General features: G+C 66.3%; 17 protein-coding genes and 2 tRNA genes. 14 read left to right on the top strand and 5 right to left on the bottom strand.

Annotation, left to right across the window (positions count from 1 at the left end):
- Nucleotides 1-37: 37 nt before the first annotated feature.
- Entirely contained in the window at nucleotides 38-1,978 is a 1,941-nt protein-coding gene (locus ABRP28_RS19365; RefSeq protein ID WP_350000643.1) for an FAD/NAD(P)-binding protein, read from the bottom strand.
- Between the two features lie 65 nt (nucleotides 1,979-2,043).
- On the opposite strand from ABRP28_RS19365, the gene ABRP28_RS19360 reads away from it, so the two are divergent.
- The 4 genes from ABRP28_RS19360 to ABRP28_RS19345 all read left to right on the top strand — a co-directional run bounded on the left by ABRP28_RS19360 (nucleotide 2,044) and on the right by ABRP28_RS19345 (nucleotide 6,597).
- Nucleotides 2,044-4,281 (top strand): prolyl oligopeptidase family serine peptidase, encoded by a 2,238-nt coding sequence (locus tag ABRP28_RS19360; protein ID WP_350000644.1) that lies wholly within the window; start codon nucleotides 2,044-2,046, stop codon nucleotides 4,279-4,281.
- Nucleotides 4,282-4,283: 2 nt separating this feature from the next.
- Nucleotides 4,284-4,808, top strand: coding sequence for a GNAT family N-acetyltransferase (locus ABRP28_RS19355; protein WP_350000645.1), 525 nt, complete (start codon nucleotides 4,284-4,286; stop codon nucleotides 4,806-4,808).
- A gap of 103 nt (nucleotides 4,809-4,911) precedes the next feature.
- Nucleotides 4,912-4,999 (top strand) — tRNA-Ser (locus tag ABRP28_RS19350).
- A 164-nt stretch (nucleotides 5,000-5,163) separates the two neighbouring features.
- Nucleotides 5,164-6,597, top strand: a complete 1,434-nt coding sequence (locus ABRP28_RS19345; protein WP_350000646.1) for an MFS transporter — start codon at nucleotides 5,164-5,166, stop codon at nucleotides 6,595-6,597.
- 187 nt (nucleotides 6,598-6,784) lie between these two features.
- Here the strand turns inward: ABRP28_RS19345 and ABRP28_RS19340 are convergent, their stop codons facing one another.
- Complete coding sequence (locus ABRP28_RS19340) at nucleotides 6,785-9,022, bottom strand: RecQ family ATP-dependent DNA helicase (protein ID WP_350000648.1); 2,238 nt, start codon at nucleotides 9,020-9,022, stop codon at nucleotides 6,785-6,787.
- 164 nt (nucleotides 9,023-9,186) lie between these two features.
- Here ABRP28_RS19340 and ABRP28_RS19335 point away from each other — a divergent pair, with 164 nt between their 5' ends.
- The 4 genes from ABRP28_RS19335 (at nucleotide 9,187) to ABRP28_RS19320 (ending at nucleotide 12,920) form a co-directional block, all read left to right on the top strand.
- Nucleotides 9,187-10,605, top strand: a complete 1,419-nt coding sequence (locus tag ABRP28_RS19335) for a phosphomannomutase/phosphoglucomutase (protein WP_350000651.1) — start codon at nucleotides 9,187-9,189, stop codon at nucleotides 10,603-10,605.
- Between the two features lie 6 nt (nucleotides 10,606-10,611).
- Nucleotides 10,612-11,115 carry a hypothetical protein gene (locus tag ABRP28_RS19330; protein WP_350000654.1) on the top strand — a complete coding sequence of 168 codons (504 nt, stop codon included), beginning with the start codon at nucleotides 10,612-10,614 and terminating at the stop codon, nucleotides 11,113-11,115.
- A gap of 14 nt (nucleotides 11,116-11,129) precedes the next feature.
- A complete protein-coding gene (locus tag ABRP28_RS19325; protein WP_350000656.1) occupies nucleotides 11,130-11,579 on the top strand; it encodes an Rrf2 family transcriptional regulator in 450 nt (149 codons plus the stop codon).
- A 180-nt stretch (nucleotides 11,580-11,759) separates the two neighbouring features.
- Nucleotides 11,760-12,920: a globin domain-containing protein gene (locus ABRP28_RS19320; RefSeq protein ID WP_350000658.1), complete on the top strand. Its 1,161-nt coding sequence runs from the start codon at nucleotides 11,760-11,762 to the stop codon at nucleotides 12,918-12,920.
- 155 nt (nucleotides 12,921-13,075) lie between these two features.
- Here the strand turns inward: ABRP28_RS19320 and ABRP28_RS19315 are convergent, their stop codons facing one another.
- Nucleotides 13,076-14,911 carry a phosphoenolpyruvate carboxykinase (GTP) gene (locus tag ABRP28_RS19315; protein ID WP_350000660.1) on the bottom strand — a complete coding sequence of 612 codons (1,836 nt, stop codon included), beginning with the start codon at nucleotides 14,909-14,911 and terminating at the stop codon, nucleotides 13,076-13,078.
- 278 nt (nucleotides 14,912-15,189) lie between these two features.
- On the opposite strand from ABRP28_RS19315, the gene ABRP28_RS19310 reads away from it, so the two are divergent.
- From ABRP28_RS19310 to ABRP28_RS19285, 6 genes are all read left to right on the top strand, one after another.
- Nucleotides 15,190-15,266, top strand: a tRNA-Arg gene (locus tag ABRP28_RS19310).
- 136 nt (nucleotides 15,267-15,402) lie between these two features.
- Nucleotides 15,403-16,857, top strand: a complete 1,455-nt coding sequence (locus ABRP28_RS19305) for an NAD(P)/FAD-dependent oxidoreductase (RefSeq protein WP_350000662.1) — start codon at nucleotides 15,403-15,405, stop codon at nucleotides 16,855-16,857.
- 104 nt (nucleotides 16,858-16,961) lie between these two features.
- A complete protein-coding gene (locus tag ABRP28_RS19300; RefSeq protein ID WP_350000663.1) occupies nucleotides 16,962-17,666 on the top strand; it encodes an ABC transporter ATP-binding protein in 705 nt (234 codons plus the stop codon).
- The gene (locus tag ABRP28_RS19295) at nucleotides 17,663-19,699 is read left to right on the top strand and encodes a YhgE/Pip domain-containing protein (protein ID WP_350000665.1); all 2,037 of its coding nucleotides are present in this window, start codon (nucleotides 17,663-17,665) and stop codon (nucleotides 19,697-19,699) included. Before ABRP28_RS19300 ends, ABRP28_RS19295 begins: the two co-directional genes overlap by 4 nt.
- Complete coding sequence (locus ABRP28_RS19290; RefSeq protein ID WP_350000666.1) at nucleotides 19,696-20,385, top strand: TetR/AcrR family transcriptional regulator; 690 nt, start codon at nucleotides 19,696-19,698, stop codon at nucleotides 20,383-20,385. Before ABRP28_RS19295 ends, ABRP28_RS19290 begins: the two co-directional genes overlap by 4 nt.
- Nucleotides 20,386-20,393: 8 nt before the next feature.
- Complete coding sequence (locus tag ABRP28_RS19285; protein ID WP_350000668.1) at nucleotides 20,394-21,140, top strand: hypothetical protein; 747 nt, start codon at nucleotides 20,394-20,396, stop codon at nucleotides 21,138-21,140.
- 93 nt (nucleotides 21,141-21,233) lie between these two features.
- Here ABRP28_RS19285 and ABRP28_RS19280 read toward each other — a convergent pair whose 3' ends face one another.
- Both ABRP28_RS19280 and ABRP28_RS19275 read right to left on the bottom strand, forming a co-directional pair.
- On the bottom strand, nucleotides 21,234-21,761 hold the full coding sequence (locus ABRP28_RS19280; RefSeq protein ID WP_066273784.1) for a histidine phosphatase family protein: 528 nt from the start codon (nucleotides 21,759-21,761) through the stop codon (nucleotides 21,234-21,236).
- A 249-nt stretch (nucleotides 21,762-22,010) separates the two neighbouring features.
- Entirely contained in the window at nucleotides 22,011-22,877 is an 867-nt protein-coding gene (locus tag ABRP28_RS19275) for a winged helix-turn-helix domain-containing protein (RefSeq protein ID WP_350000670.1), read from the bottom strand.
- Nucleotides 22,878-23,505: the final 628 nt, after the last annotated feature.

The raw sequence follows: 23,505 nt of genomic DNA, 5'->3' as shown, positions 1-23,505 counted from the left end.
GCTTTAAGCACATCAAGTGAGAGAGCGTCCGGGGCAGCTACAGTCCGAGGATGGCCCGGGCGATCTCGTCGGCGTCCCGGAGCGTCCGCTGGCCGCTCCGGTAGGCAGGCTGTCCGGGCTGCACGGCTTCAGCGGCGATGGCTGTTCCCCACTGCGAGGACGAGAGCTGCAGGCCCAGCACGTAAAGGTTCCCGGTCACCGACCCGTTGGCCGCCACCGGCCGGTAGGGGTGGGGCACAACATCCAGGCCCGTGGACTGAACGGGTGCGCCCTCCGCCGTCATCATCAGCCGGGGCCTGGCGAGCCCGTCCGCGAGCAGCTGTTCAAGCACGGGTGAATCAGTCGCGGACACCCTGTTGCCGGGGGCGAGCGCCTCCACCATGGTCTTTGCCGTCATGGGCGGCCCGTCCACCCAGGGGGACGTGGCAGTGAACACGGCGTTCCTGCGGTCGACGCCGAATTTGGGGTCGGGCCCTACGAAACTGACAATTCCGGCGGTTGCGAGCGCAGCGAGCTGCTCCGAGCGGAGCGCCGGCGGCCCGCTGGCCAGCCCTTCCACAAAGGACTCGAACCAGCCACGCAGTCCGGCGACCCATGATTCGTCGGTGATGCCGCCGTCGGCCACTGCTGTTTTCAGGACAGCCCGGCCGCGGTGCAGGGCGCCGATGGCCATCTTCACCGGATCATCCTCGCCCAGGGCTGAGCGGCGGGCATCGTCGAGCAGGTATTCGACGACGGCGGCGTCCAGCTGGGCGCGGGACGCGAAGGAGCGCCCGGCCAGCGGGGCTGCCAGCCCGGGCAGGTCCAGCCGGTGGCGCGGGCCCACATGCACGGCCAGGACGCTCTCAACACTGTCCTCCCACCTGGCAGCGCTGTGGGCATGCGGGTGCAGCGCCTCTTCAAGCGCAGCGAGGAAAGCAGCGGCATCAGGGACCGCCCCGGGCTGCGAGCGCACCAGGGTTGAGTAGTACGCCCAGAGCGTGTCGCGGTGCAGCAGCGGCCAGAGGTCGTGGTCGAAACCCGGCCGGATCCCGGCGGCGCGGAAGCGCTCCAGGGCAGCTTCGGTGAGATACCTAAGGGTGACCGACGACGGGTAGTAGCCGGCGAGCGCCGCTTTGGCCCGGTAGGGGGTCCCGCGCCGTGAGGCGGCAATGATCAGCGGCTCCTGGCCGGATGGTTCGTATGTCAGCTTCCCGCCGTTGCTGACGAACTTCCCCCCGCGGCCCTCGGTGAGCTGTCCCATGGCATCGAAAAAGTTCAGGCCCATGCCGCGGACCAGCACGGGCTCACCGGCGGGAATGGCGGTCCAGTCGACGTCGGCCGGCACAGCCGGCGGCAGGTACCGCAGGCCGAGCTGCACAGCCGCGCCCTGCAGCTCCCGCTGCTCCGGGTTGAGCCGCGACGGGACGTGCCCCAGGGCAAGCACCACGGCGTTGGTGTGGAGCGTGGCGCCACTTGCCAGGCCGACGTCGTACATTCCGTCCGCTGCCGGACGCACCGACTCCGCGGACGTTTCGTGGAATTCGATGGTGACGCCGTCAGGTGCTTTCTCCGTCAGCTCGTCCAGTGTGCAGCGGAGGTAGCGGCCGTAGAGGGCCCGGCTGGGGAAGTCGCTGGATTCCAGGACGGCCAGTTCAGCCCGCTCGTCATCGGTGAGGAACGGCGACGGGTGTGCCTGCTGCAGCGCCCGCCACTGGTCAAAGGTGGTCCCGGCGATGGGCGCGGCCAGGGCAGGGTCCTGCGGAACCAGCGTGGGATAGAAGGACTGCGTGTTCATCAGGTACAGCCGTGACTGCTGTGGCTGCCACACATGCCCGGGCCCTGCCGGGTAAGGATCGACGACGTCGATGTGGAGCCGCACTGAACCCGTGCCGTCCGTGGCCAGGGCGGCTGCGTGCGCGAGCAGGCGTTCCAGAACGCTGGTGCCCCGGGGACCTGCACCGATGATGGCGGTCCGGATGCTCTGCGTTATTTCCACGGCATCCAGCGTACGGGCTGAACGCGTGACTTGCCCGCCGGCAGCTAAGTTGTTTGGATGGCCCAATGACCACCACTGCAGCTGATTCAGCGTCCGTCCCCGGCTCCGGCCAGGCCACCTCCAGCGCTGCACCCGAGCCCGTCGACGAAAATGTCTGGCTGGAGGAGATTTACGGCGAAGAGCAGCTTGCCTGGGTCAAGGAGCAAAACTCCCGCAGCGAAGATTTGCTGGAGGATGCGGACTACGCCTCCCTGGAAGGAAGCATCCTGGAGGTGCTGGACTCCACGGACCGCATTGCCATGGTGGGCAAGCGCGGGGACTGGTACTACAACTTCTGGAAGGACCGCCACAACCCAAAGGGCTTGTGGCGGCGCACTACCTGGGAGAGCTACTGCACGGATTCCCCCGAGTGGGACGTTCTGCTCGACGTCGACGAGCTGGCCGCAGCGGAGGGCCAGGAGTGGGTGTTCCACGGCGCAACCTTCCTTCGGCCCGGGGCCGGCGAGCCCTACCGGCTGGCCCTGCTGGCGCTCTCCCCCGACGGCGGCGATGCGAACCGGTACCGGGAGTTCGACGTGGAGAGCAGGACGTTCGTGGACCCTGTCCAGGGCGGTTTTGACCTGCCGACGGCGAAGGGCAACGTTTCGTGGCTGGACGCGGACACGCTGCTGGTATCCTCCACCGCGGAGGGGCTGCCGAAGACCGCTTCTTCTTACGCCCGGACGGCGGTCACGCTGAAGCGCGGCGCCCGGCTGGCGGGTGCACCCCTGCTGTTCGAGGTTCCCGAGCAGCACATGATGGCAGTGGTGGCGCACGACTCCACTCCCGGATACGAGCGGACCTTCGCCGTTGACTACATCGACTTCTTCAACCGGAAGAACCTGGTGCTGCGGGACGGCGAGTGGGTGCAGATCGACGTGCCCACCGACGTAAACGTCAGCGCGCACCGGGAATGGCTCCTGTTCCGGCCGCAGCAGGACTGGGTGGTTGACGGAAACACCTATCCGGCCGGCTCACTGCTTGCCTGCGGGTTCGAGGACTATCTGGCCGGCGCACGGGGCCTGGCGGTGCTGTTTACCCCGGACGCCCGCACGTCGCTGCAGTCCTGGAGCTGGACCCGGAACTTCCTGCTGCTCAACCTCCTCAAGGATGTTTCGTCCGAAATCCGGGTTTTGGATCCTTCCGGCCCCGCGGATGGTCCGGGCGGCGCCTGGGGATCCACCCTTCTCGACGCCTGCCCGCCGCTGCATGACGTGAACGCCTATGCGGTGGACGATGAGGACGAGTCAGCGTCCGACGGCGGCGCGGGCGACGACTTCTGGCTCGTTGCCACCGGGTTCACCACTCCCACCACGCTGATGCGGGGCACCCTGGAACGGACCACTGACGCGACGTCCGGCGTGGTGAGCCGGCACGCCCAGGTGAAGGCATCGCCGTCGTTCTTTGCTGACGGCGACTATGAAGTGCAGCAGCATTTCGCCGTTTCCGATGACGGAACCCGTGTCCCCTACTTCCAGGTGGCCCCACGGAACCTGCCGCTGGACGGGCAGAATCCCACGCAGCTTTCCGGTTACGGCGGGTTCGAGGTGTCCCGCACGCCGGCCTACAGCGGCACGGTGGGCAGGGCATGGCTGGAGCGCCGGACCTCCATGCCTGCCGGCGCTGACGGAGACGCTCCCCACTCCCGCGGCGGGGTCTACGTGGTGGCGAACATCCGCGGCGGCGGCGAGTACGGGCCGGCCTGGCACCGGGCGGCGCTGCAGGAGAACCGGCACAAGGCCTACCAGGACTTCGCCGCCGTTGCCCGGGACCTCATGTCCCGCGGCGTTACCTCCCGCGAACGGCTGGGCTGCGTGGGCGGATCCAACGGCGGGCTGCTGGTGGGCAACATGCTCACCCGGTACCCGGAGCTGTTCGGTGCCGTGTCCTGCGGTGTGCCGCTGCTGGACATGCGCCGCTACACGAGGCTTTCCGCCGGCCACTCCTGGATTGCCGAATATGGTGATCCGGACGTCCCGGAGCAGTGGGAATACATCAGGACCTTCTCCCCCTACCACCTGCTCAAGGACGGGGTGGAATACCCGGAAACGTTCATCTGGACCGCAACCTCCGATGACCGGGTTGGTCCCGTCCAGGCGCGCAAGATGGCCGCTCGGATGCTGGCCATGGGCATTCCGAATGTCTGGTTCCATGAAGCTTTGGAGGGCGGGCACGCCGGAGCGTCCGACAACCGGCAGGCAGCCGCCCTCCAGGCACGGAGCCAGCACTTCCTGTGGAAAGCCCTGGCTGGCGGCCTGGGGTAGCGGTGGGCCTGGACCTGCGGCGGGCGGAGCCTGCTGACGTTGAACGCCTGGCGGAGATCCATGCCCGCTGCTGGCAGGAGACTTACCGCGGGATGCTGTCTGACGGGTTCCTCGCCTCCCGGGTCCCCGCCGACCGCCTGCCTCTCTGGCGGCACCTGCTGGAGGCAGCCGAACCGGCGGATGTGTGGGTGGCGTGCGACGGCGGCACCCTGGTTGGTTTTGCGGGCGTCCGCCACGTGCCTGCCGGTGATGCAACGCATGCTGCCCCTCCGCCGTCGGCCGGAGACCTGGAACTTTGGGGTCTGTACCTGTTGGCGTCGCACCAGGGGCTGGGGCTGGGACGCCGCCTCCTGGACGCCGCCCTGGGCACCAGCGCGGCGAGCCTATGGGTGGCAGCGGACAACGGGCGCGCCATTGGCTTCTACCGGCACTTCGGCTTCGAACCCGACGGGGCGGCGGACACGATCCCGGACTGGGAAAACCTCCGCGAAATCAGGATGGTCAGGGGCGGGCTGCCCCCGCAGTGAAGCCGGCAGCGGGCAACCGCTAAGCGCTGTGGGCAGTGCCGGTGGTCCGTTTTGCACTGCATGGCCCGTTCTGCGTATCCTTGGTGGGCTAGGAATAGCAATTGGAGACGTGCCAGAGCGGCCGAATGGGCTTCACTGCTAATGAAGTGTGGGGCACAACTCCACCGGGGGTTCAAATCCCCCCGTCTCCGCGTTTTGGCCCCGGTCCTGGACCGGGGCCTTTTGCGTTCCCGCACTTTTTGGGTTCCCGGACTCTTACGTTCCGGGCATGTGCCTTCCGTGGTGTTCCCTCCCGGTTCGTCCGGGGTACGGACACCGGGCGCACCGGATGTTCTGCCGGTGGCAGGATGAACGAATGGCAGCAAGCAACACGGCGGCTGGGACGCCCGGGACCGCGCAGGCATGGAGTCCGCGCCTGGCCCTCCTGGTGGCCGCCACCTTCTTCATGGAGTTCCTCGACGGCACGATCCTGACCACGGCCATCCCCAATATCGCTGCCGACTTCCGGGTGCCGGCCCCGGACGTCAACATCACCATGACGGCCTACCTGCTCACCGTTGCCATGGGCATTCCGCTCAGTGGCTGGCTTGCAGAACGTTTCGGTGCCCGCCGGGTCTTTTGCCTCGCCATCGCCATCTTCACGGTCGCTTCACTCGCCTGCTCGCTGAGCCAGGACCTCGCCGCGCTCACCCTCAGCAGGATCGCCCAGGGGTTCGGCGGCGCCATGATGGTTCCTGTCGGAACCCTCGTAGTCCTTCGCGGGACACCCAAGGCCGAACTCCTGCGCGCCACCGCCTTCCTGGTTTGGCCCGGGCTGCTGGCTCCCGTCCTGGCTCCACTGGTTGGCGGTGCGCTGACTACGTACCTGTCCTGGCACTGGATCTTCCTGATTAACCTTCCTCTGGGTGCGGCCGCCTTCCTGGCTGCACTCCGGCTGGTGCCTGCAGAAGCGGGCGACGGCGGGCGGCGGCTGGATTGGCCGGGGCTGGCCCTCACCACTCTCGGCGTGGGGGCACTGGTGGTGGGCCTGGAACTGGCCAGCACCCACCCGGACACTCCCTGGGCTGCCCTGAGTGCCGGATCCGGTGCGGTTGCCCTGGCCTGCGCCGTGCTTTGGATGCGCCGGGCCCGCACGCCGCTATTTGACCTTGGAGTGTTCAGCGCCCGCACGTTCAGGGCGATGGCCACCGGCGGGTTCGCCTACCGGCTGACCATCAGCTCCGTCCCGTTCCTGCTGCCGCTGATGTTCCAGGCGGGGTTCGGCTGGTCCCCGCTGCATGCCGGCGCCATGGTGGCTGCAGTCTTTATCGGCAACATCGGCATCAAACCGGCCACCACGCCCCTGATCCGGCGCTTTGGCTTCAGGGCGATGCTCGTGTTTGCCTCATTGGCTTCCGCAGCGACTTTCGCCCTCTGTGCCCTGCTGACAGCGGACACCCCCGAGCCGTTGACCTTCGCACTGCTGGTCTGCAGCGGCGCGTTCCGCTCCATCGGTTTCTCCGCCTACGCTTCGGTCCAGTACGCGGACATCGCCCCTGCGCAGCTCACCTCGGCGAACGTGGTCTCAGCAACCCTGGTCCAGCTCGCCGCTGCTGCCGGCATCGCCGTGGGTGCCCTGCTTATCCGGCTGTTCGATGGCCTCGGCAGCTTTTCCGATGACGCCGCCGGCCCCTTCCGCGGGGCATTCCTCGCCATGGCGGTGCTCATGCTGGCGAGCACCGCGGACAGCCTTTTCCTGCCCCGGCATGCCGGGGCAGAGGTAAGCCAGCGCAAGACCCAGCGGGCCTGAACCAGCCCAGGGCTGGAGTGATTATTGGGTTTTGGCGTCCGCATGCTTGAAGCCGGGGCTTGAGGCCGGGCGGCTTAGTATCGGGCTTGAGGGCCCGGCATGACGTCGTGCCCTGACGTTAGGCGGCCTGACGTTATCCAGCCTGTCCCCATCCAGCCCCGTCAGCTAAGCCCCCGTCAACCATGCCTTAGCCGGCCTGCGCCAGGACCAGGGGAATCACAGCTCCCGCACCGGCCTGGCGAAGGGCCCGGCCGGCAACTGTGAGCGTCCACCTGCTGTCCACGATGTCGTCTATCAGCATGACGCTGCCGCCCTGCAAGGAACCCAGCGCCTCCCCAAGTTCGGGCCCCACGACCAGGCGGTCCCACACACCAGCCAGGCGGTATGCGCTGTTGCCGCCCCGGCTTCCGGTGGGCCCCCCATGGGCCAGCTGCAGCTCGCCCAGGTACGGGATGCGCCCGATCTCGGAAATGCCTCTGGCAAGGGAGCCCACCAGCTCCGGCTTGCCGCGCGAAGGGACGCTGACGATGGCGGCGGGCCGCCCCACACCGCTCCAGCCGGGATTGCGTGAGTCTCCGGCGCCCCACTCGCGCAGGACCTGGACGCACGCCTGCAGCATGCCAGGATCAACCGCCCGGTCCGCCGCGCCGGCAGCGAACAGCTCGCGCAGTGCACCGCCCCAGCCAAGATCGGTCAGCCTCGCCAGGACACGTCCCTCGACCAGCCCTTCGCCCGGTTTGAGCTTTCCCTTCACAGGAACTCCCAGACGGTCCATCCCGCTGGGCCACTGCAGCCTCGCCTCCAGCACCCCGCCTGCCCTGCTGAGCGTCTGGCTGGCCGCGGCCGTGGCCTGTTCAGCAACATCTGCCCTGAACCACTGCCCGGCGCAGTTGTCGCACCGGCCACAGGCGTGCGCCGTCTCGTCATCCAGGACGGAGGTTATGTATTCCATCCGGCACCCGACCGTGTCCTGGTAGATCACCATGGAGTCCTGCTCGTCCACGCGGGCCTCGGAAATGCGCTGGTACCGCTCGGCATCATAAACCCATGGCTGGCCGGTGGACCGCCAGCCACCGCCCACGCGTTCCACCGCACCGTCCACCGAAAGGACTTTCAGCAGGAGTTCCAGCGGAGTGCGGCGAAGATCAACCCGCGCTTCCAGGGCAACTGTGGAAAGTGCAGTGCCGGCTTCTGCCAGGGCAGTAAGGACAGCCGCGGCCTTCTCTTCAGAGGGCATGGAGGCTGTGGCGAAGTACTGCCAGATGTCGCGGTCCTCCGGGCCGGGAAGCAGCAGGACATCGGCGTTGGCTGCGCCACGGCCTGCCCGCCCTACCTGCTGGTAGTACGCAACAGGGGAAGAGGGAGCCCCGAGGTGGACCACAAAACCCAAGTCAGGCTTATCGAACCCCATGCCCAATGCCGAGGTGGCTACCAGGGCCTTTACCTGGTTGTCTTTGAGGAGCTGTTCTGCCCGCTCCCTGTCGGCGGGGTCGGTGCGGCCCGTATAGGCGAGCACTTCGTGGCCGGCCTCGGCCAGCAGCCGCGCCGTGTCCTCCGCTGCGGACACCGTCAGCGTATAGATGATTCCGCTGCCTGGAAGGTCCGCGAGGTGGGTCAGCAGCCAGCCCAAACGTTGCTTGGCGTCGGGAAGGGACAGCACGCCCAGCCTCAATGACTCCCGGCCAAGTGCACCGCGAATGGTCAGGACGTTGGCCCCCAGCTGCTCTTCGATGTCGTGCACAACCCGTGAGTTGGCCGTGGCGGTGGTGGCGAGCACCGGGACCGTGTCCGGCAATTGGGTGATCAGGTCCGCAATCCGGCGGTAGTCCGGGCGGAAATCGTGGCCCCAGTCGGAAATGCAGTGAGCCTCGTCAATCACCAGCAGTCCCGTCCGGCGGATGAGTTCCGGCAGCTGGTTTTCACGGAAGGAAGGGTTGGTCAACCGTTCCGGGGACACCAGCAGGACGTCCACTTGGTCAGCGGCGAGCTGTTCGCGGACGCTGTCCCACTCCAGCTGGTTGGCGGAGTTGATGGCCACTGCGCGCACCCCGGCACGGGCGGCGGCAGCCACCTGGTCCCGCATCAGGGCCAGGAGCGGCGAAACGATCAGGGTTGGTCCGGCGCCCCTGCGGCGTAACAGCAGGGAAGCCACGAAATATACGGCCGATTTTCCCCAGCCGGTGCGCTGGACAACCAAGGCCCGCCGGCCGCCGTCGACCAATGCCTCGATTGCTTCAAACTGGCCCTCGTGGAAGCCGGCCGCCGGGTTGCCGACCAGTTCGCGAAGGACCTCGAGGGCCTGCGCGTGCGTGGCCGAGGAGGGGGGCACCTCAATGGTTGCAGGGTCAGAGACGGCGGTTTCAGAAAGTGCTGGCTCAGAAAGTGCGGGTTCAGAAAGAGCGGTGGCGTGCTGGTTATCGACCATTGATTCAGTATCCCAGCCACGTCCGACACCCGGGAACGAGCTGCCGCCGCTATGTGGATTTCGGACGTGGACCGGCCATGGCCCCTGGCTCCCCGAATGTGTTTATCCACAAACATAGCCCTCCCTCAATTGCCGACCCCCGGCTTCACCGTAAGATAAAGCCCGTGACTAGCGAACAGAAAACGGCTTTTGACCTTTCGGCATCCTTCAAGGCGTACGACGTCCGGGGCATCGTAGGCGAGTCCATCACCGCCGAAATCGTCGAAGCCGTGGGGGCCGCTTTCGTGGACGTCCTTAAACTCCAAGGCCAGACCATCCTGGTAGGCGGCGACATGCGCCCCTCCTCCCCCGACTTCAGCAAGGCTTTCGCCAACGGCGCAGCCACCCGCGGCGCCAACGTTGAGCTGCTGGACCTGATCTCCACCGACGAGCTCTACTTTGCATGCGGTTACCTGGACCGCGCCGGCGCCACGTTTACCGCCAGCCACAACCCCGCCGGATACAACGGCATCAAGATGTCCAAGGCCGGTGCCGTGCCCATCTCCTCCGAGTCGGGACTCAAGGACATCCAGGCGCTGGCCGAGCAGTACCTGAATGCGGGCTCCATGCCCGCTGCAGAAAAGCGCGGGCAGATCGGCGTCAGGGACGTGCTCAAGGACTACTCGGAATACCTCCGCAAACTGGTTGACCTTTCCGGCTCCCGTCCGCTGAAGGTAGTGGTGGACGCGGGCAACGGCATGGCCGGCCTCACCACGCCCGCAGTGCTGGGCGACACCCTGCTCCCCAAGCTTCCCCTCGACATTATTCCCCTGTACTTCGAGCTGGACGGATCCTTCCCCAACCACCCGGCCAACCCGCTTGAGCCGGAGAACCTCCGCGACCTGCAGGCGGCAGTAGTGGAGCACGGCGCCGACATCGGCCTTGCCTTCGACGGCGACGCCGACCGCTGCTTCGTGGTGGACGAGAAGGGCAACGCCGTATCGCCGTCCGCTATCACCGGCATGGTGGCCCGCCGCGAGATCGCCCGCGCAAAGGCACAGGGCGAAGAGACCCCCACGATCATCCACAACCTCCTCACGTCCCGGGCCGTGTCAGAGCTCGTAGAACACGACGGCGGCCGGGCTGTCCGTACCCGCGTGGGCCATTCCTTCATCAAGGCCGTCATGGCCGAGGAGGGCGCGGTCTTCGGCGGGGAACATTCGGCACACTTCTACTTCCGCGACTTCTGGAACGCAGACACAGGCATGCTGGCGGCCATGCACGTCCTGGCCGCCCTGGGTGAACAGGACGGCCCCCTGTCCGAGCTGGGCCGGGAATACGAGCCCTACGTCAGCTCCGGTGAAATCAACTCCGAAGTGGATGACAAGCCCGCTGCCGTGGAGCGAGTCCGTGCAGATTTTGCCGGTGAAGACGTCGCCATCGACACCCTGGACGGCAGCACGTTCACGGCCAACGACGGCAGCTACTGGTTCAACCTGCGGCCGTCCAACACCGAGCCCTTCCTCCGGCTCAACGCGGAAGCCACCGACCAGGCCACCATGGAACGCATCCGGGACCGGGTCCTGGCACTTGTCCGGGCGTAGGGCAGCATGACGGAAAGCATGGGGCCCGCCACCGAAGAACAGGGTTCCGGCCAGCAGCAATCCTGGCGTGACTCGGTGCCGGACGCCACCGCAACCGACCTGGAGAATCTCCTGGGTACGGGTGTCAGCGCCGCCCAGGAGCAGCTCCAGCGCAACGGCGGTTTCCTGCCGTTCGCCCTGACCGTACAAAACGACGGCGAGGTGCGGCTGGTAGCGGTCTCCCCGGCGGATGCCGATGAAGGTTCGGACGGGGACTTCGACGCCGAAACCATGATCAGTGATCTCACCGCCCTGCTGCGGCAGAACCGGGAGGACTTCCGGGCCGCCGCGGTTGTGTGCGACATCCTGCTGGTTGAGGAGGACTCGGACGCCATCCACGTGGCGGCTGAGCACCGCGACGGCTCCGTCTTCGCAGCCGTTTTGCCCTACTCGGCCAATGCCGGGACGCAGACGTGGGAATTTGGTGACCTGGCCGCCGATGCCAGCGAACCCGCCATCTGGGTGGACTAGACCGGCGGCTCCCCATGAAGATCAACGCTTTTGCCGATGTGAGCCTCCGGGCGCTGATGGTGCTTGCGGCGGCACCCGGCGGTGCGTTGCTGACAACACAGAGCATTGCCGACTCGGTAGGGACTCCCTACAACCACGTCAGCAAAGCAATGACCAAACTGCGCAGCCTGGGACTGATCGAGGTGGTCCGCGGCCGGACAGGCGGCTCCCGGCTCAGCCATGCGGGCCGCGTTGCCACCGTGGGGCAGGTCCTGCGCCAGCTCGATACCCGGACTGATCCGGCGGACTGCGTGGCTCCTGGCGGCAACTGCCCGCTGATCAACGAATGCAGGCTCCGCGCTGCACTGGCCCGCGCCCGCGAAGCCTTCTACCGGGAACTCGATTCAGTCGTCATCGCGGACCTGCCGGGTTCCCGCCAAATGGCCCCGGTCTTCGACATGATCGGGCTGCGCCCGGGCCTCTGACTCGGGGGACATTTTGCGGGACCTGCTCCCGCGGCGCGACACCTTCAGGAACTCCTGTTACAACACGATTTGCATCAATTTTCTACACGCTGTAGAACTTGAGGTATGAAAACCGGCATTTGAAATGCAGGTATTCGCGAAGGCCGGACGAAGGCCCCGGTCACGACCTCAGGAGTTCCCATGCTCTCGGAAAAATCCCGTCCCGTCATTGAAGCAACGCTGCCCCTTGTTGGTTCACGGATCGGCGCCATCACGCCCAATTTTTATGCCCGCCTCTTCGCCGCCCACCCCGAACTCCTGGACGGCCTCTTCAGCCGCTCCAACCAGCGCTCCGGCAACCAGCAGCAGGCGCTGGCGGGCAGCATCGCCGCCTTCGCCACCCACCTTGTGAACAACCCGGGCACGCTCCCCGAGACCGTCCTGTCCCGGATCGCCCACCGGCACGCTTCCCTGGGCATCACCGAGCCGCAGTACCAGGTGGTCTACGAGCACCTGTTCGCTGCCATCGCCGAGGACCTGGCCGAGGTCATCACCCCGGAAATCGCCGAAGCCTGGACCGAGGTGTACTGGCTGATGGCCGACGCCCTGATCAAGCTCGAGAAGGGCCTCTACGCTTCGCAGGCAAATGACAAGATGTGGATGCCGTGGCGGGTGGCGGCCAAAACCCCTGCCGGCGCGGGCTCCATGACCTTCACCCTGGAACCGGCGGACGACACCCCCGTCACCGAGGCCCTGCCCGGCCAGTACATCAGCGTCAAGGTGACCCTGCCGGAAGGCCTCCGCCAGGTCCGCCAGTACTCCCTGTCCGGCGAAGCAGGCACCAGCCGCAGCTTCACCACCAAGCTCGACGACGGCGGCGAGGTCTCCCCCGTGCTCCACAACAGCGTCCAGGTGGGCGACGTCCTGGAGATCTCCAACCCCTACGGCGAAATCACGCTCAAGGACGGCGAGGGCCCGGTGGTCCTGGCGTCCGCCGGCATTGGCTGCACCCCCACCGCGTCCATCCTCCGTTCCCTGGCCGAGGCCGGATCAGACCGGCAGGTACTGGTGCTCCATGCGGAAAGTACCCTGGACAGCTGGGCGCTGCGCAGCCAGATGACGGACGACGTCGAACGCCTTGATGGCGCCGAGCTGCAGCTGTGGCTCGAACAGCCGGTGGCCGGAGCCAAGGAAGGCTTCATGTCCCTGCGCGAGGTGGACCTTCCCGCCGACGCATCGCTGTACCTCTGCGGGCCGCTGCCGTTTATGAAGAACATCCGCAACGAGGCCATCAACGCGGGCATCCCCGCCACACGGATCCACTACGAAGTCTTCGGCCCGGACATCTGGCTGGCCAGCTAACCCCCACCCCCTTGGAGTTTTTGTCCAGATGTGCAGGCTTGGAGGCCCCTGAAGTCTGCATATCTGGACAAAAACTCATGGCGGACGACGGCGGCGCCGCACCTTCAGTAAAAGGTGCGGCGCCGCCGTCGTTATGCCTGCTTGTTGCCGGGTGGCTAGCTGTGCTCAGCCATCCGTTCCTTCAAAGCCTCAAGCTCGGCGCGGAGGGCGTCCGGCAGTGAGTCGCCGAACTTTGCGTACCATTCCTCGATGGAGGCCAGCTCGGCGTCCCATTCCTCGCGGTCCACGCGGACGGCCTCTTCCACGTGGGCGTGGGTGAGATCCAGGCCGGCAAGGTCCAGCGAGCCGCCTGTCGGCACAAAGCCGATGGGAGTCTCGACGGCGTCTGCCTTGCCCTCGAGGCGTTCGATGGCCCACTTGAGGACACGTGCGTTGTCGCCGAAGCCGGGCCACGCGAAGCCGCCGTCTGCGGTGCGGCGGAACCAGTTCACCAGGAAGATGTGCGGCAGCCGCTCCGGGTTGGCCTTGCCCGAGACACTGATCCAGTGCTTCAGGTAGTCGCCTGCGTCGTACCCGATGAAGGGAAGCATGGCCATGGGGTCGCGGCGCAGCACGCCGACCTGTCCGGCAGCGGCTGCCGTGGTCTCCGAGGAGAGCGTGGAGCCCATGAAGATGCCGTTGGTCCAGCTGCGGGCCTGGGTCACCAGGGGAACAGTGGTCTTGCGGCGGCCGCCGAAGAGGATGGCGGAGAGCTCCACACCCTCGGGGCTGTAGTACTCCTCGGCCAGCATGTCGATCTGCGAGATCGGCGTGCAGAACCGGGAGTTGGGGTGGGCTGCGGGCTTGTCGGAGTCGGGCGTCCAGGAGTTGCCCTGCCAGTCGGTCAGGTGCGCGGGCACCTCGTCCGTCATGCCCTCCCACCAGACACCGCCGTCGTCGGTCAATGCCACATTGGTGAAGATGCTGTGGCCCTTGGCGATGGCACGCATGGCGTTCGGGTTGGTGCCCCAGCCGGTACCGGGGGCGACGCCGAACAGGCCGGCTTCCGGGTTGGTGGCACGCAGTTCGCCTTCCTTGCCGATCCGCATCCAGGTGATGTCGTCGCCAAGGGTCTCCACCTCCCAGCCCTCAATGGTGGGGTCCAGCAGGGCAAGGTTGGTCTTGCCGCAGGCGGACGGGAAGGCCGCGGAGATGTAGTAGTTCTTCTTCTCCGGCGAGGTCAGCTTGAGGATGAGCATGTGCTCGGCCAGCCAGCCTTCGTCGCGCGCCATGACAGAGGCAATGCGGAGGGCGTAGCACTTCTTGCCCAGCAGGGCGTTGCCGCCGTAGCCGGAGCCGAAGGACCAGATGGAGCGCTCCTCGGGGAAGTGGACAATCCACTTGTCCGGGTTGCACGGCCAGGCAACATCCGCCTGGCCGGCTTCGAGCGGCGCACCCAGGGAGTGCAGGGCGGGGACGAAGAACGCATTCGTCTCGGTCATCCTGTCCAGCACGGCTGTGCCGATGTTGGCCATGATCCGCATGGAAGCGACAACGTAGGCGCTGTCCGTGATCTCGACGCCGAACTTGGGATCCTCCGCGTCGAGGTGGCCCATAACGAACGGGATGACGTACATGGTGCGGCCGCGCATGGACCCGGCGAACAGGCCGCGCAGCTTCTCCTTCATTTCGGCGGGTGCCATCCAGTTGTTGGTGAACCCGGCGTCGCGCTTGTTCTCGGAGCAGATGAAGGTCTGCTCTTCGACGCGGGCTACGTCGGCAGGATCGGAGAAGGCCGCAAAGGAATTGGGGAACAGTTCCGGGTTCAGCCGGGTCAGCGTCCCCGCCGCCACGAGCTCGTCGGTCAGCCGGGTGTTTTCCTCTTCGGACCCGTCCACCCAATAGATGCGGTCCGGCTGCGTTAGCTCTGCAACCTCTTCGACCCACGCCAGCAGGCCGGCATGTGTGGTGGGTGCTTTCTCAAGCAACGGCTTCTGCGCCAGATCGCCCATTTCGGTTCCCTTCCTTGGGGTACATCGGTGTGTGCTAAATGCTATGGTCCGGACCACTGCCGTTTTTTGGACGTAGGCTGACCTTTCGAGGCCACGAAAATGGAATTCCGCGCGAAATCAAGGAATTCAGCCGACTAAATGGGAATTTAAGTGACGAAGGTCACCTATACCGGTCTAGTTGCGGAGATTACATGCTTCCCGATTTGTCATCGCAGCCACCCCTCGCGTAAAGTAATTCGAGGTTCAGGGAGAGCGGTTCTCCTCCAGGAACACGAGATGCGCCCATAGCTCAGCTGGATAGAGCGTCTGTCTACGGAACAGAAGGTCAGGGGTTCGAATCCCTTTGGGCGCACCAATCAGGTCCGCTCCGGTTCGCCGGAGCGGACCTTTTGCGTTAAGCAGCACTGCGGCCGGGCGGGCCTGATGCGGATGCGGCCAGCCGCCCCCGATGCACGCCCGAAGGCACCCGCCCCCGGGCGTAGGCTTTCCACATGATGCCCGAGCCTGTTGAGCAGGAATTTGACGTTGTTGTTATTGGTGCCGGCGCCGTGGGAGAAAACGTCGCGGACCGCGCTGCGCAAGGCGGCCTCTCGGTGGTGTTGGTGGAGGCGGAACTGGTGGGCGGAGAGTGCTCATACTGGGCGTGCATGCCGTCCAAGGCGCTGCTTCGGCCCGGGACTGCACTGCACGCGGCCCAAACAACCCCGGGCGCCAAGGAAGCTGTCACGCGGACGCTCGACGCTGCAGCCGTCCTTAAGCGCAGGGACTACTTCACGTCCAACTGGCAGGATGACAGCCAGGTCGCCTGGGTCAAGGACTCCGGAATCGACCTCATCCGGGGCCACGCCTGGCTCACGGCCCCCAAAAGCGTCGAGGTTGCGGGCCTTGACGGAACCTCGCACCGGCTCCGCGCCCGCCACGCAGTGGTGCTGTCCACCGGATCAGTGCCTAACACTCCGCCGATTCAAGGGCTGGAGGACCTGCAGTTATGGGGTACTCGGGAGGCTACGTCCGCCAGGGAAGTACCCGGGCGGCTGGCAGTCCTGGGTGGCGGCGTTGCCGGCACAGAGCTGGCGCAGGCGTTCGCCCGCCTGGGTTCCGCGGTAACACTCATTGCCCGCGGCAAGCTGCTGGGCAAGTTCCCGGAGGAGGCCGCCAGCCTTGTGGCCGCAGGACTGCGTGCGGACGGCGTGGAGCTCCGCCTTAACACCGCGACACAAAGTATCAGCCATAACGACGACGACACGTTCAGCCTGCTCCTGGGCGACGGTACCGCGGTCACGGCCGACAAGGTACTGGTGTCCACCGGCCGGCATCCAGCACTGGAAGGCCTGGGACTGGAAAGTATCGGCATCGAGCCCGATGATGACGGCCGGATTGCCATCACTACGGACGCCTCCGGCATGGTTCAGGGTGTGGCGGGCGACGAGCCCTGGCTGTATGCGGCTGGCGACGCCGCGGGCAAGAACCTGCTGACGCACCAGGGAAAGTACGAGGCGCGGGCCACCGGAGACGCCATTGCCGCCCGCGCCAAGGGTGAACTCAACGGCTCACCGGAGGATTGGAGCCGGTTCTCCCAGACGGCCAACCAGCACGCAGTGCCGAACGTAGTGTTCACCGATCCGGAACTTGCCACCGTGGGCCGCACGCTGGACACCGCCCGCCAGGACGGCTTCAATGCCTCTTCGGTGGAGCTCCCCATCCAGGTGGCCGGGTCTTCGCTGCATTCGGAAAACTACCAGGGCTGGGCCCAACTGGTTATCGATGAGGACCGGAAGGTGCTTCTAGGAGCCACGTTCGCCGGGCCGGATGTGGCCGAACTCCTGCATGCCGCGACCATCGCCGTGGTGGGCGAAGTGCAATTGAGCCGGCTGTGGCATGCGGTGCCCTCCTATCCGACCATCAGCGAGGTCTGGCTCCGGCTCCTCGAGAAGTACGGCCTCTGAGGCACAGCCGCGGGCATTTACCCGCAGCACAACGTCGGCCCTATTTGAACTGACTGGTCAGTTTAGTTAGGCTGGGAGCAGATGCATCCCGCGAAAGGCCCATCTTGCTTTCAGCACAACGGCTCTCTGCCCATGGCCGCAGGGATCCCCTCCTGCCGGCAACATCACTCCATATCCAGCGCGGCGAGCTCCTGCTGGTGACCGGGAGGCGGCAGGACCACCGGACCGCCCTGGCCCTGCTCCTCAGCGGCAGAATGAAGCCGTCCGACGGCCATGTCAGCTGGGACGGCAGCGAGCGGCCCAAGGCGCTCCGGCTGGCGAGCGCCCTGGTGGACTCCCCCGGCGTCAACGAACCGGAGCAGCACCTCAGCGTGCGTGACCTGGTCACCGAGGACCTGGCGCTGATCCCCCGCCGCTACCGGGGTGCCCTGGTGGGCGGCCCGTGGCTCAAGGTGAACAGCTTCGAGGACATCGCTGACCTGTGGACGGAACAACTGAACCCTTCACGGCGGCTGGAACTCCTGACAGCACTGGCCTTGGCGAACCCGCACACGGACCTGCTGGTGGCCGACTCCCCTGACCGGCACAGCCCCGACCCCGCTGACTGGCTGCCGGGACTGCAGCGCCTGGCGTCCGACGCCGGACGGCCGCTCGCCGTCGTCGCCACTGTTGGTTTCCTCCCGCCGTCGTGGGACGGCCCTGCCGCTGCAATCGGCAATGCGATGCCGCACGAATCCCCCGGGCAGGCGGATGGCGGGGAACCGGATACCGCAGAGATTACTGAATTCGAAACCGAGGTTGCCACGTGACGGTACTGCGGCTGGCCCGCTCTGAACTCAAGCGCATGACCGCAGGGCTGATGCCCAAACTCACAATCCTTGCGCTGACCATGGTCCCGCTGCTGTACGGTGCGGTGTACCTCTACGCAAACTGGGACCCCTACGGCAACCTGGACAACCTCGACGCAGCCCTGGTGGTGGAAGACGCCGGTGCCACCACCAGCGACGGCGCACGCCTCGAAGCCGGGGCAAAGGTGGCAGAGAGCCTGGTGGACGGCAACGTTTTCCACTGGATTCCGGTGGCCACAACCCAGGAGGCGGACCAGGGCGTCAGCAGCGGCGACTACGCGTTCGCCCTGAAAATCCCGCAGGACTTTTCGGCCAACCTGGTATCCCCAGGCAGCTTCGATTCCGCCAGCCAGGCCATGCTCAACGTCACCACCAACGATGCCAACAATTACCTGTTGAGCACCATCGTGGACAAGCTCACCACCGCAGTGCACAACACGGTGGCCACGGAGGTGGGCGAGGAAACGGCAAACCAGCTGCTGACGGGTTTTGGGACCATCCATGCGCAGATGGTCAAGGCAGCGGAGGGCGCCGGCCAGCTGGCCGACGGCGTTGCGGGCCTTCGCGACGGGGCTGCCACCCTGCACGAGGGCACCTCAGCCCTGAGCAGCGGAGCCGGTGAGCTGTACGCGGGCCAAGTCAAGCTGCGGGATGGAGCCAGCCAGCTGACCGACGGCGCGGGCCAGCTCAGCAGCGGCCTGTCCACGCTCAAGGACAAGACCGCCACGCTGCCCACCGACTCCCAGACGCTCGCTGCGGGGGCAGCCCAGGTTGCTGCCGGAAACGCGCAGCTGAACGCCAAGGTGCAGGACGTAGCAGCCCAGCTCGATACCGCTGACCAGGGGCTCCGGGCACGGGTGGTTGAATCGAACACCAGGCTCGTCACGGAAGGCATCCTGACGCAGGAGCAGGCGGACAGAATCCTGGCCGATCTTGACGCCGCGGCGGGCACGAGCCAGGTAGCGGCCGCCAGGGCCAAGATCCAGGAAGATGCAGCGCAGATCCAGCAACTGGCCTCCGGAGCCGAAGCCGTCAGCACCGGCGCTGCCCAGCTCGCTGCGGGCACGCCGGCGCTGAGGGACGCCGTCTCCCAGGCTTCTTCCGGCGCCGACCAGCTCCACACCGGGGCTGCCGCGCTGGCCACCGGCGGGCAGGCGGCCCTCGAAGGCACAGGCCGGCTGGCAGAAGGAGCCCGTAAAGTTGACGAGGGGGCAGCCCAGCTGGCGGAAGGTGCCGGCACCGCGGCGGACGGTTCGCGGACCCTGGCGGATGAGATCGGCAAGGGCGCCGGGCAGGTGCCCAACCCGGATGGCGCCCAGAAGAGCAACCTGTCACGCGTCATGGCCGACCCCGTTGCGGTCAGCAATGTTTCGCAGGCCAAGGCGGAGTCCTACGGTGCCGGGCTGGCGCCGTTCTTCCTCACCCTCGCCCTGTGGATCGGCATCTTCATGCTGGTCCAGGCCATGCGGCCCATTACCCAGCGGGCCCTGGCCTCCAACGCCCCGTCCTGGAAGATCGCGGTGGGCGGCTGGCTGCCGTTCCTTGCGGTTTCGGTGGTGCAGGCGAGCCTCCTCACCCTGGTGGTAAACCTTGCACTGGGCCTCGATCCCGCGCATCCGGTGCTGATGTGGCTGTTCATGCTTGCCGCGGCCATGGCGTTCAGTGCGATCATCCAGGGCGTTGTTGCGCTGCTTGGGTCGCCAGGCAAACTCGTGGTACTCATCCTGCTGGTCCTGCAACTGGTGTCCTCGGGCGGGACCTTTCCGTGGCAGACCACTCCGCAGCCGCTCCACGCAGCACACGAAATCCTTCCCATGGGTTACGTGGTGTCCGGCATGAGGCACCTCATCTATGGCGCTGACCTGTCCCTGATTGCCCCCACCGCCCTGGGCCTGGCGGGCTACACCGCACTGGGCGTGGCCATGTCCACGCTGGCCGTGCACAGGAACAAGTACTGGACATTGAAGACGCTGAAGCCCGAGATCGCGGTATGACCGCCGAACCAGCCGGAGCCGTGAAGACCCTTCGCCCCGCCCGGACCACCGCCACCCGCCAAAAACTCTTTGATGCCTCCATGGAGCTCATTGGCGAGCGCGGGGCAGCGGGAGTCACTGTTGACGAGATTGCAGCTGCAGCCGGCGTCTCCAAGGGGACCGTGTACTACAACTTCGGCAGCAAATCGGAGCTTATTGCACAGCTGCTGCGGCACGGTGTGGACATCCTGAAGGCGCGCCTGCAGGCGTCTACAGAGCCAGGCTCTCCCGGCCAGGATGCGGGCGAAGTACGGGACATGACGGCTGCTACGTCAGGGGATCCCCTGCTCGCCATGGAGGCAATGATCGGGCAGGCATTGGACTTCATGGCCGAATACCCGTCCTTCGCCCGGCTCTGGGTCAGCGAGAACTGGCGTACGCCCAGTGAGTGGCAGGGCACGTTCGCCGTCCTGAGGGGCGAGCTGCTGGCAGTGATCGGGGCGGCAGTGGAAAAGGTGGCCCTGGCCTACCCCGTGGACAGCACCGTTTCGCGGGGCAGCCTGGAGACCGCCATCTTCGGCGCCTGCTTCGTTGTGGGGCTCGACCGGCAGACGTACAACCCTGAGCGCACCCGTGACCAAAGCGTTGCGGCAATCATGGCCAGCATGCGCGGCTACGTGCTGCAGCAGCCCGATCCTCGGGGATGATGGAGCGTATGGGGAAAAGCGGAAAGTTGGCGGTCATTGCCGGCATTGTGGCGGCCGGACTGCTGGTGCTGACCGGGATGACGCTCGCCGAACCGGTGTTCGTGGCCTTCCTCGGTGTCCTGGCGCTGGCGTGCCTGGCGTGCATCGTCGAAATCCTGAAGAGGGGACGCCGCGTTGCCCTGTTGGCGGCGGGTGCCGGGACCAGCCTCACCGTTGCCTTTTCCCTGGCGTTTGTGAGCACGTGGGAGCTGGCCTTTGCCGGCGAGCCCTCATTCTTTGGCACCCCGCTCCCCACCGGCGATCCGGACAACTACTTCTTCGGCGCTGCCGCGGCCGCCCTGGCCACCCTGTTTGTCCTGTTCCTGGGTGCGGCCTGGCCCCGGGGGCGCCGTCTGCGCACAGCGGCCGGCAGGGGCAGGGCAGGCAAGGGCAAAGCAGGCAAAGGCAGGGCCGCGGCGGGCCACGGCGCTGGGGGCAACAGACGCACGACGACGGCGGGCAGGCCGGCTGCCAAAGGCACGGCCCAGCGCAGGCCGGCAGCGCGCATAGGCGGCGCAGGAACAGGCAGGCAGGGCACAGGCAGTGCAGGCGCCGGCAGTCAGGGCACAGGCAGTGCAGGCGCCGGCAAGCAGGGCACAGGTGGCCTCCGCGCACCCGCGAAAGTGCCTTCCCTCCCTGCGAGGCGGCCGTCGTCGGCCTCTCCAGCCGGGAAGCCGTCGTCGGCCACCGGCGCCAAGGCCGCGCCCCGGCGGTGACCCCAAGCGCTTTGGCCCCCGACGCCAACCCAAGCGCCAAGTCCCCCCGGCCACCCTGGCGGCGTGGTCACAGGCGCAGTCCTGGTTCCGTGGTTAGTGCGCCCGGGGGACCTTGAACCTGGTGATGCGCGCGTCCTGTCCGTCCAGCTCCGCCCAGGACTTTTCGGTCTCAAGGACGGTGAGGGCGTTGGTGGGGTACCTGGTGGCGGCGTCCATGTAGGCGTCGTGGTCGGAGTCGCGTGAGGCAAGGTGCATGGCAAGGTCCTGCACGCCGGGCAAGTGCGAGATCAGCATCAGCGTGGTCACTGTATCCGGAACATGGTTGATCACCGTCAGCATCCGGAGTGCGGACGCAGCGTACAGCCCGTCCTCAAGCTTGGGCGTAGGGGCCTTATCCCCCAGCTCCGAACACACCCAGGTGCAGGTCTGCCTGGTCCGCAAGGCACTGGAGCACAGGATGAAGTCCGGGACGATGTTGTGTTTGAGGAGCCACCGGCCGGCAAGGGGCGCCTCGCGGTGGCCCCTTTCCTCCAGGGGACGCTCGTGGTCAGCAACCCCGCCAGGCCAGTCGGCCTTGGCATGCCGCATGATCACAAGCCGTCGAAGATGGTGCTCACTCATGCCCCAAGCCTAGTCGGGGACCAAACGAGGTGCGCCACCTCCGACAGTCGCGGAGGCACATGCCAGGAGAGCCCGAACGCGCGACAGCGGCATTTCGCGTAGGGCGCTGTAGCGAAGCGGCACATCCCGAAAGCGCCGTTGTCGCGCGAGGGACGAGCGCAGGCGCAGAGGGACGAGCGCAGGCGCAGAGGGATTGTGCCGCGAAGCGAAAGCGCCCGTCCCAGCGGGACAGGCGCTTTCGAGTGAGTGCTAGATCGAGTATTCCGGAGCGGCCCAGACAACAACTTCGGGGTGCTCGTAGAACCGGTACCCCTGGCCGCGGACTGTGCGCACAGTGTTGGCGAGGCGGCCCAGTTTGGAGCGGAGCCGGCGGATGTGGACGTCGATGGTGCGTTCGTTGGGCACCTCTTCGGCGTTGCGCCACAGCCCCTCGAGGAGTTCGTCGCGCCCCACGGTGCGGGTGCCGTTCTCAACAAGGTAGTTCAGGAGCTCAAACTCCTTGAAGGTCAAGTTGAGCGACTCGCCGTCCAGGTGGACTTCACGGCGGGCCAGGTCGATCAGGACGCCGGAAGGGCGCGGCTCCTGTGCCTGCGACGGACGCGGGGCCTCGGTGCGCTGGCGGGCGTTGACGGTGGGGTCACCGAAGGTGGAACGGACGACGTCGAGCGCGGAACCTGGTGTGCCGGCGGGGGCAACGGCAACGGCTGCATAGCTTTCGGCGCCGGACACCAGGGACTGTGCGTAGGCGCGGATCTCCTGGGCCAGTTTGGCGATGGAGGTTCCGGCCGCGGCCGCTGTTTCCTCATCGATGCCCATGTAGAGGACGAATCCGCGGGCAACGGTGTCGTTGGCTACGGGCCGGACGGTGTTGGGGCCGGCCACTACCGGAGTGGGGGCTGTCAGGGGTGCCGCCTCCGCGGGCTGGACGGCGCGGAGCTGCCCGTAGGAGTTGGGGTTGAACCCCTGCGGCGCGTAGCCCTGGGAGGGGAAGGTGCTTCCGGATGATGATGGGGCCAGGGCAGGGCGGGGACCAAACCCGGGGCGGAGGCCCGAGGGCTGGCCGGCTTTGGCGGCGTTACGGACAGAAATGTGGACGTATCCGGATGCAACTGACATGGAATGCTTACCTCAATGTGAATGGCCGTCATCGCGGCCCGAATGCTGGGAATCCCCGCAATGCGAACTGGGGAGGGGCGCCCGACGCTGGGCTGGTGGGCGAATGCCTAAGAACTTCGGGGGGTGGGAAGGTCAGGCGTGCATTCGACAACAGCGCATGTCGGCAGCAGCTGATGTGCTGGGCCAATATTCTGCGGCTGCAGGTGCTGTTGAGTTCTTGTTCACATTGGAAGTGTGCAGCGTAACAATGGCAACTTGCAAGTAACAATGGACATGATCGTCCGCATAATGAGACGAATTTAGCCAAAGTGCTCCAAATCACAATTCTGGGCAGTGTAAAAAATAACGGTTGTTATCTTGTCTATGGGTCATTTTTCGATGGTCTGCGAAATATCGTTCGGTAACAGCGCCATTTTATGTGTCTTCGTTCATTGGAGCGCGCGATAGTGGAATCTCGGTCTTCGCGTCCACGGCGTGTCCAGCCGGTCCTGCTTTTGGACAGAAAAATCTGCAGGCTCAGCGGCTAAGTGGCATTCGGAATCCGGTTCGCTCCGATGCTTGTAAGCCGGCGGACGGGCTGAAGGGGACTAAACCGGTAGCACGTTAGGGGCATTTCTGCGGATCCAGC

The sequence above is a fragment of the Pseudarthrobacter sp. WHRI 8279 genome (assembly GCF_040224115.2).
GTDB lineage: Bacteria > Actinomycetota > Actinomycetes > Actinomycetales > Micrococcaceae > Arthrobacter.
This window is presented reverse-complemented; position numbering and strand designations above follow the sequence as displayed.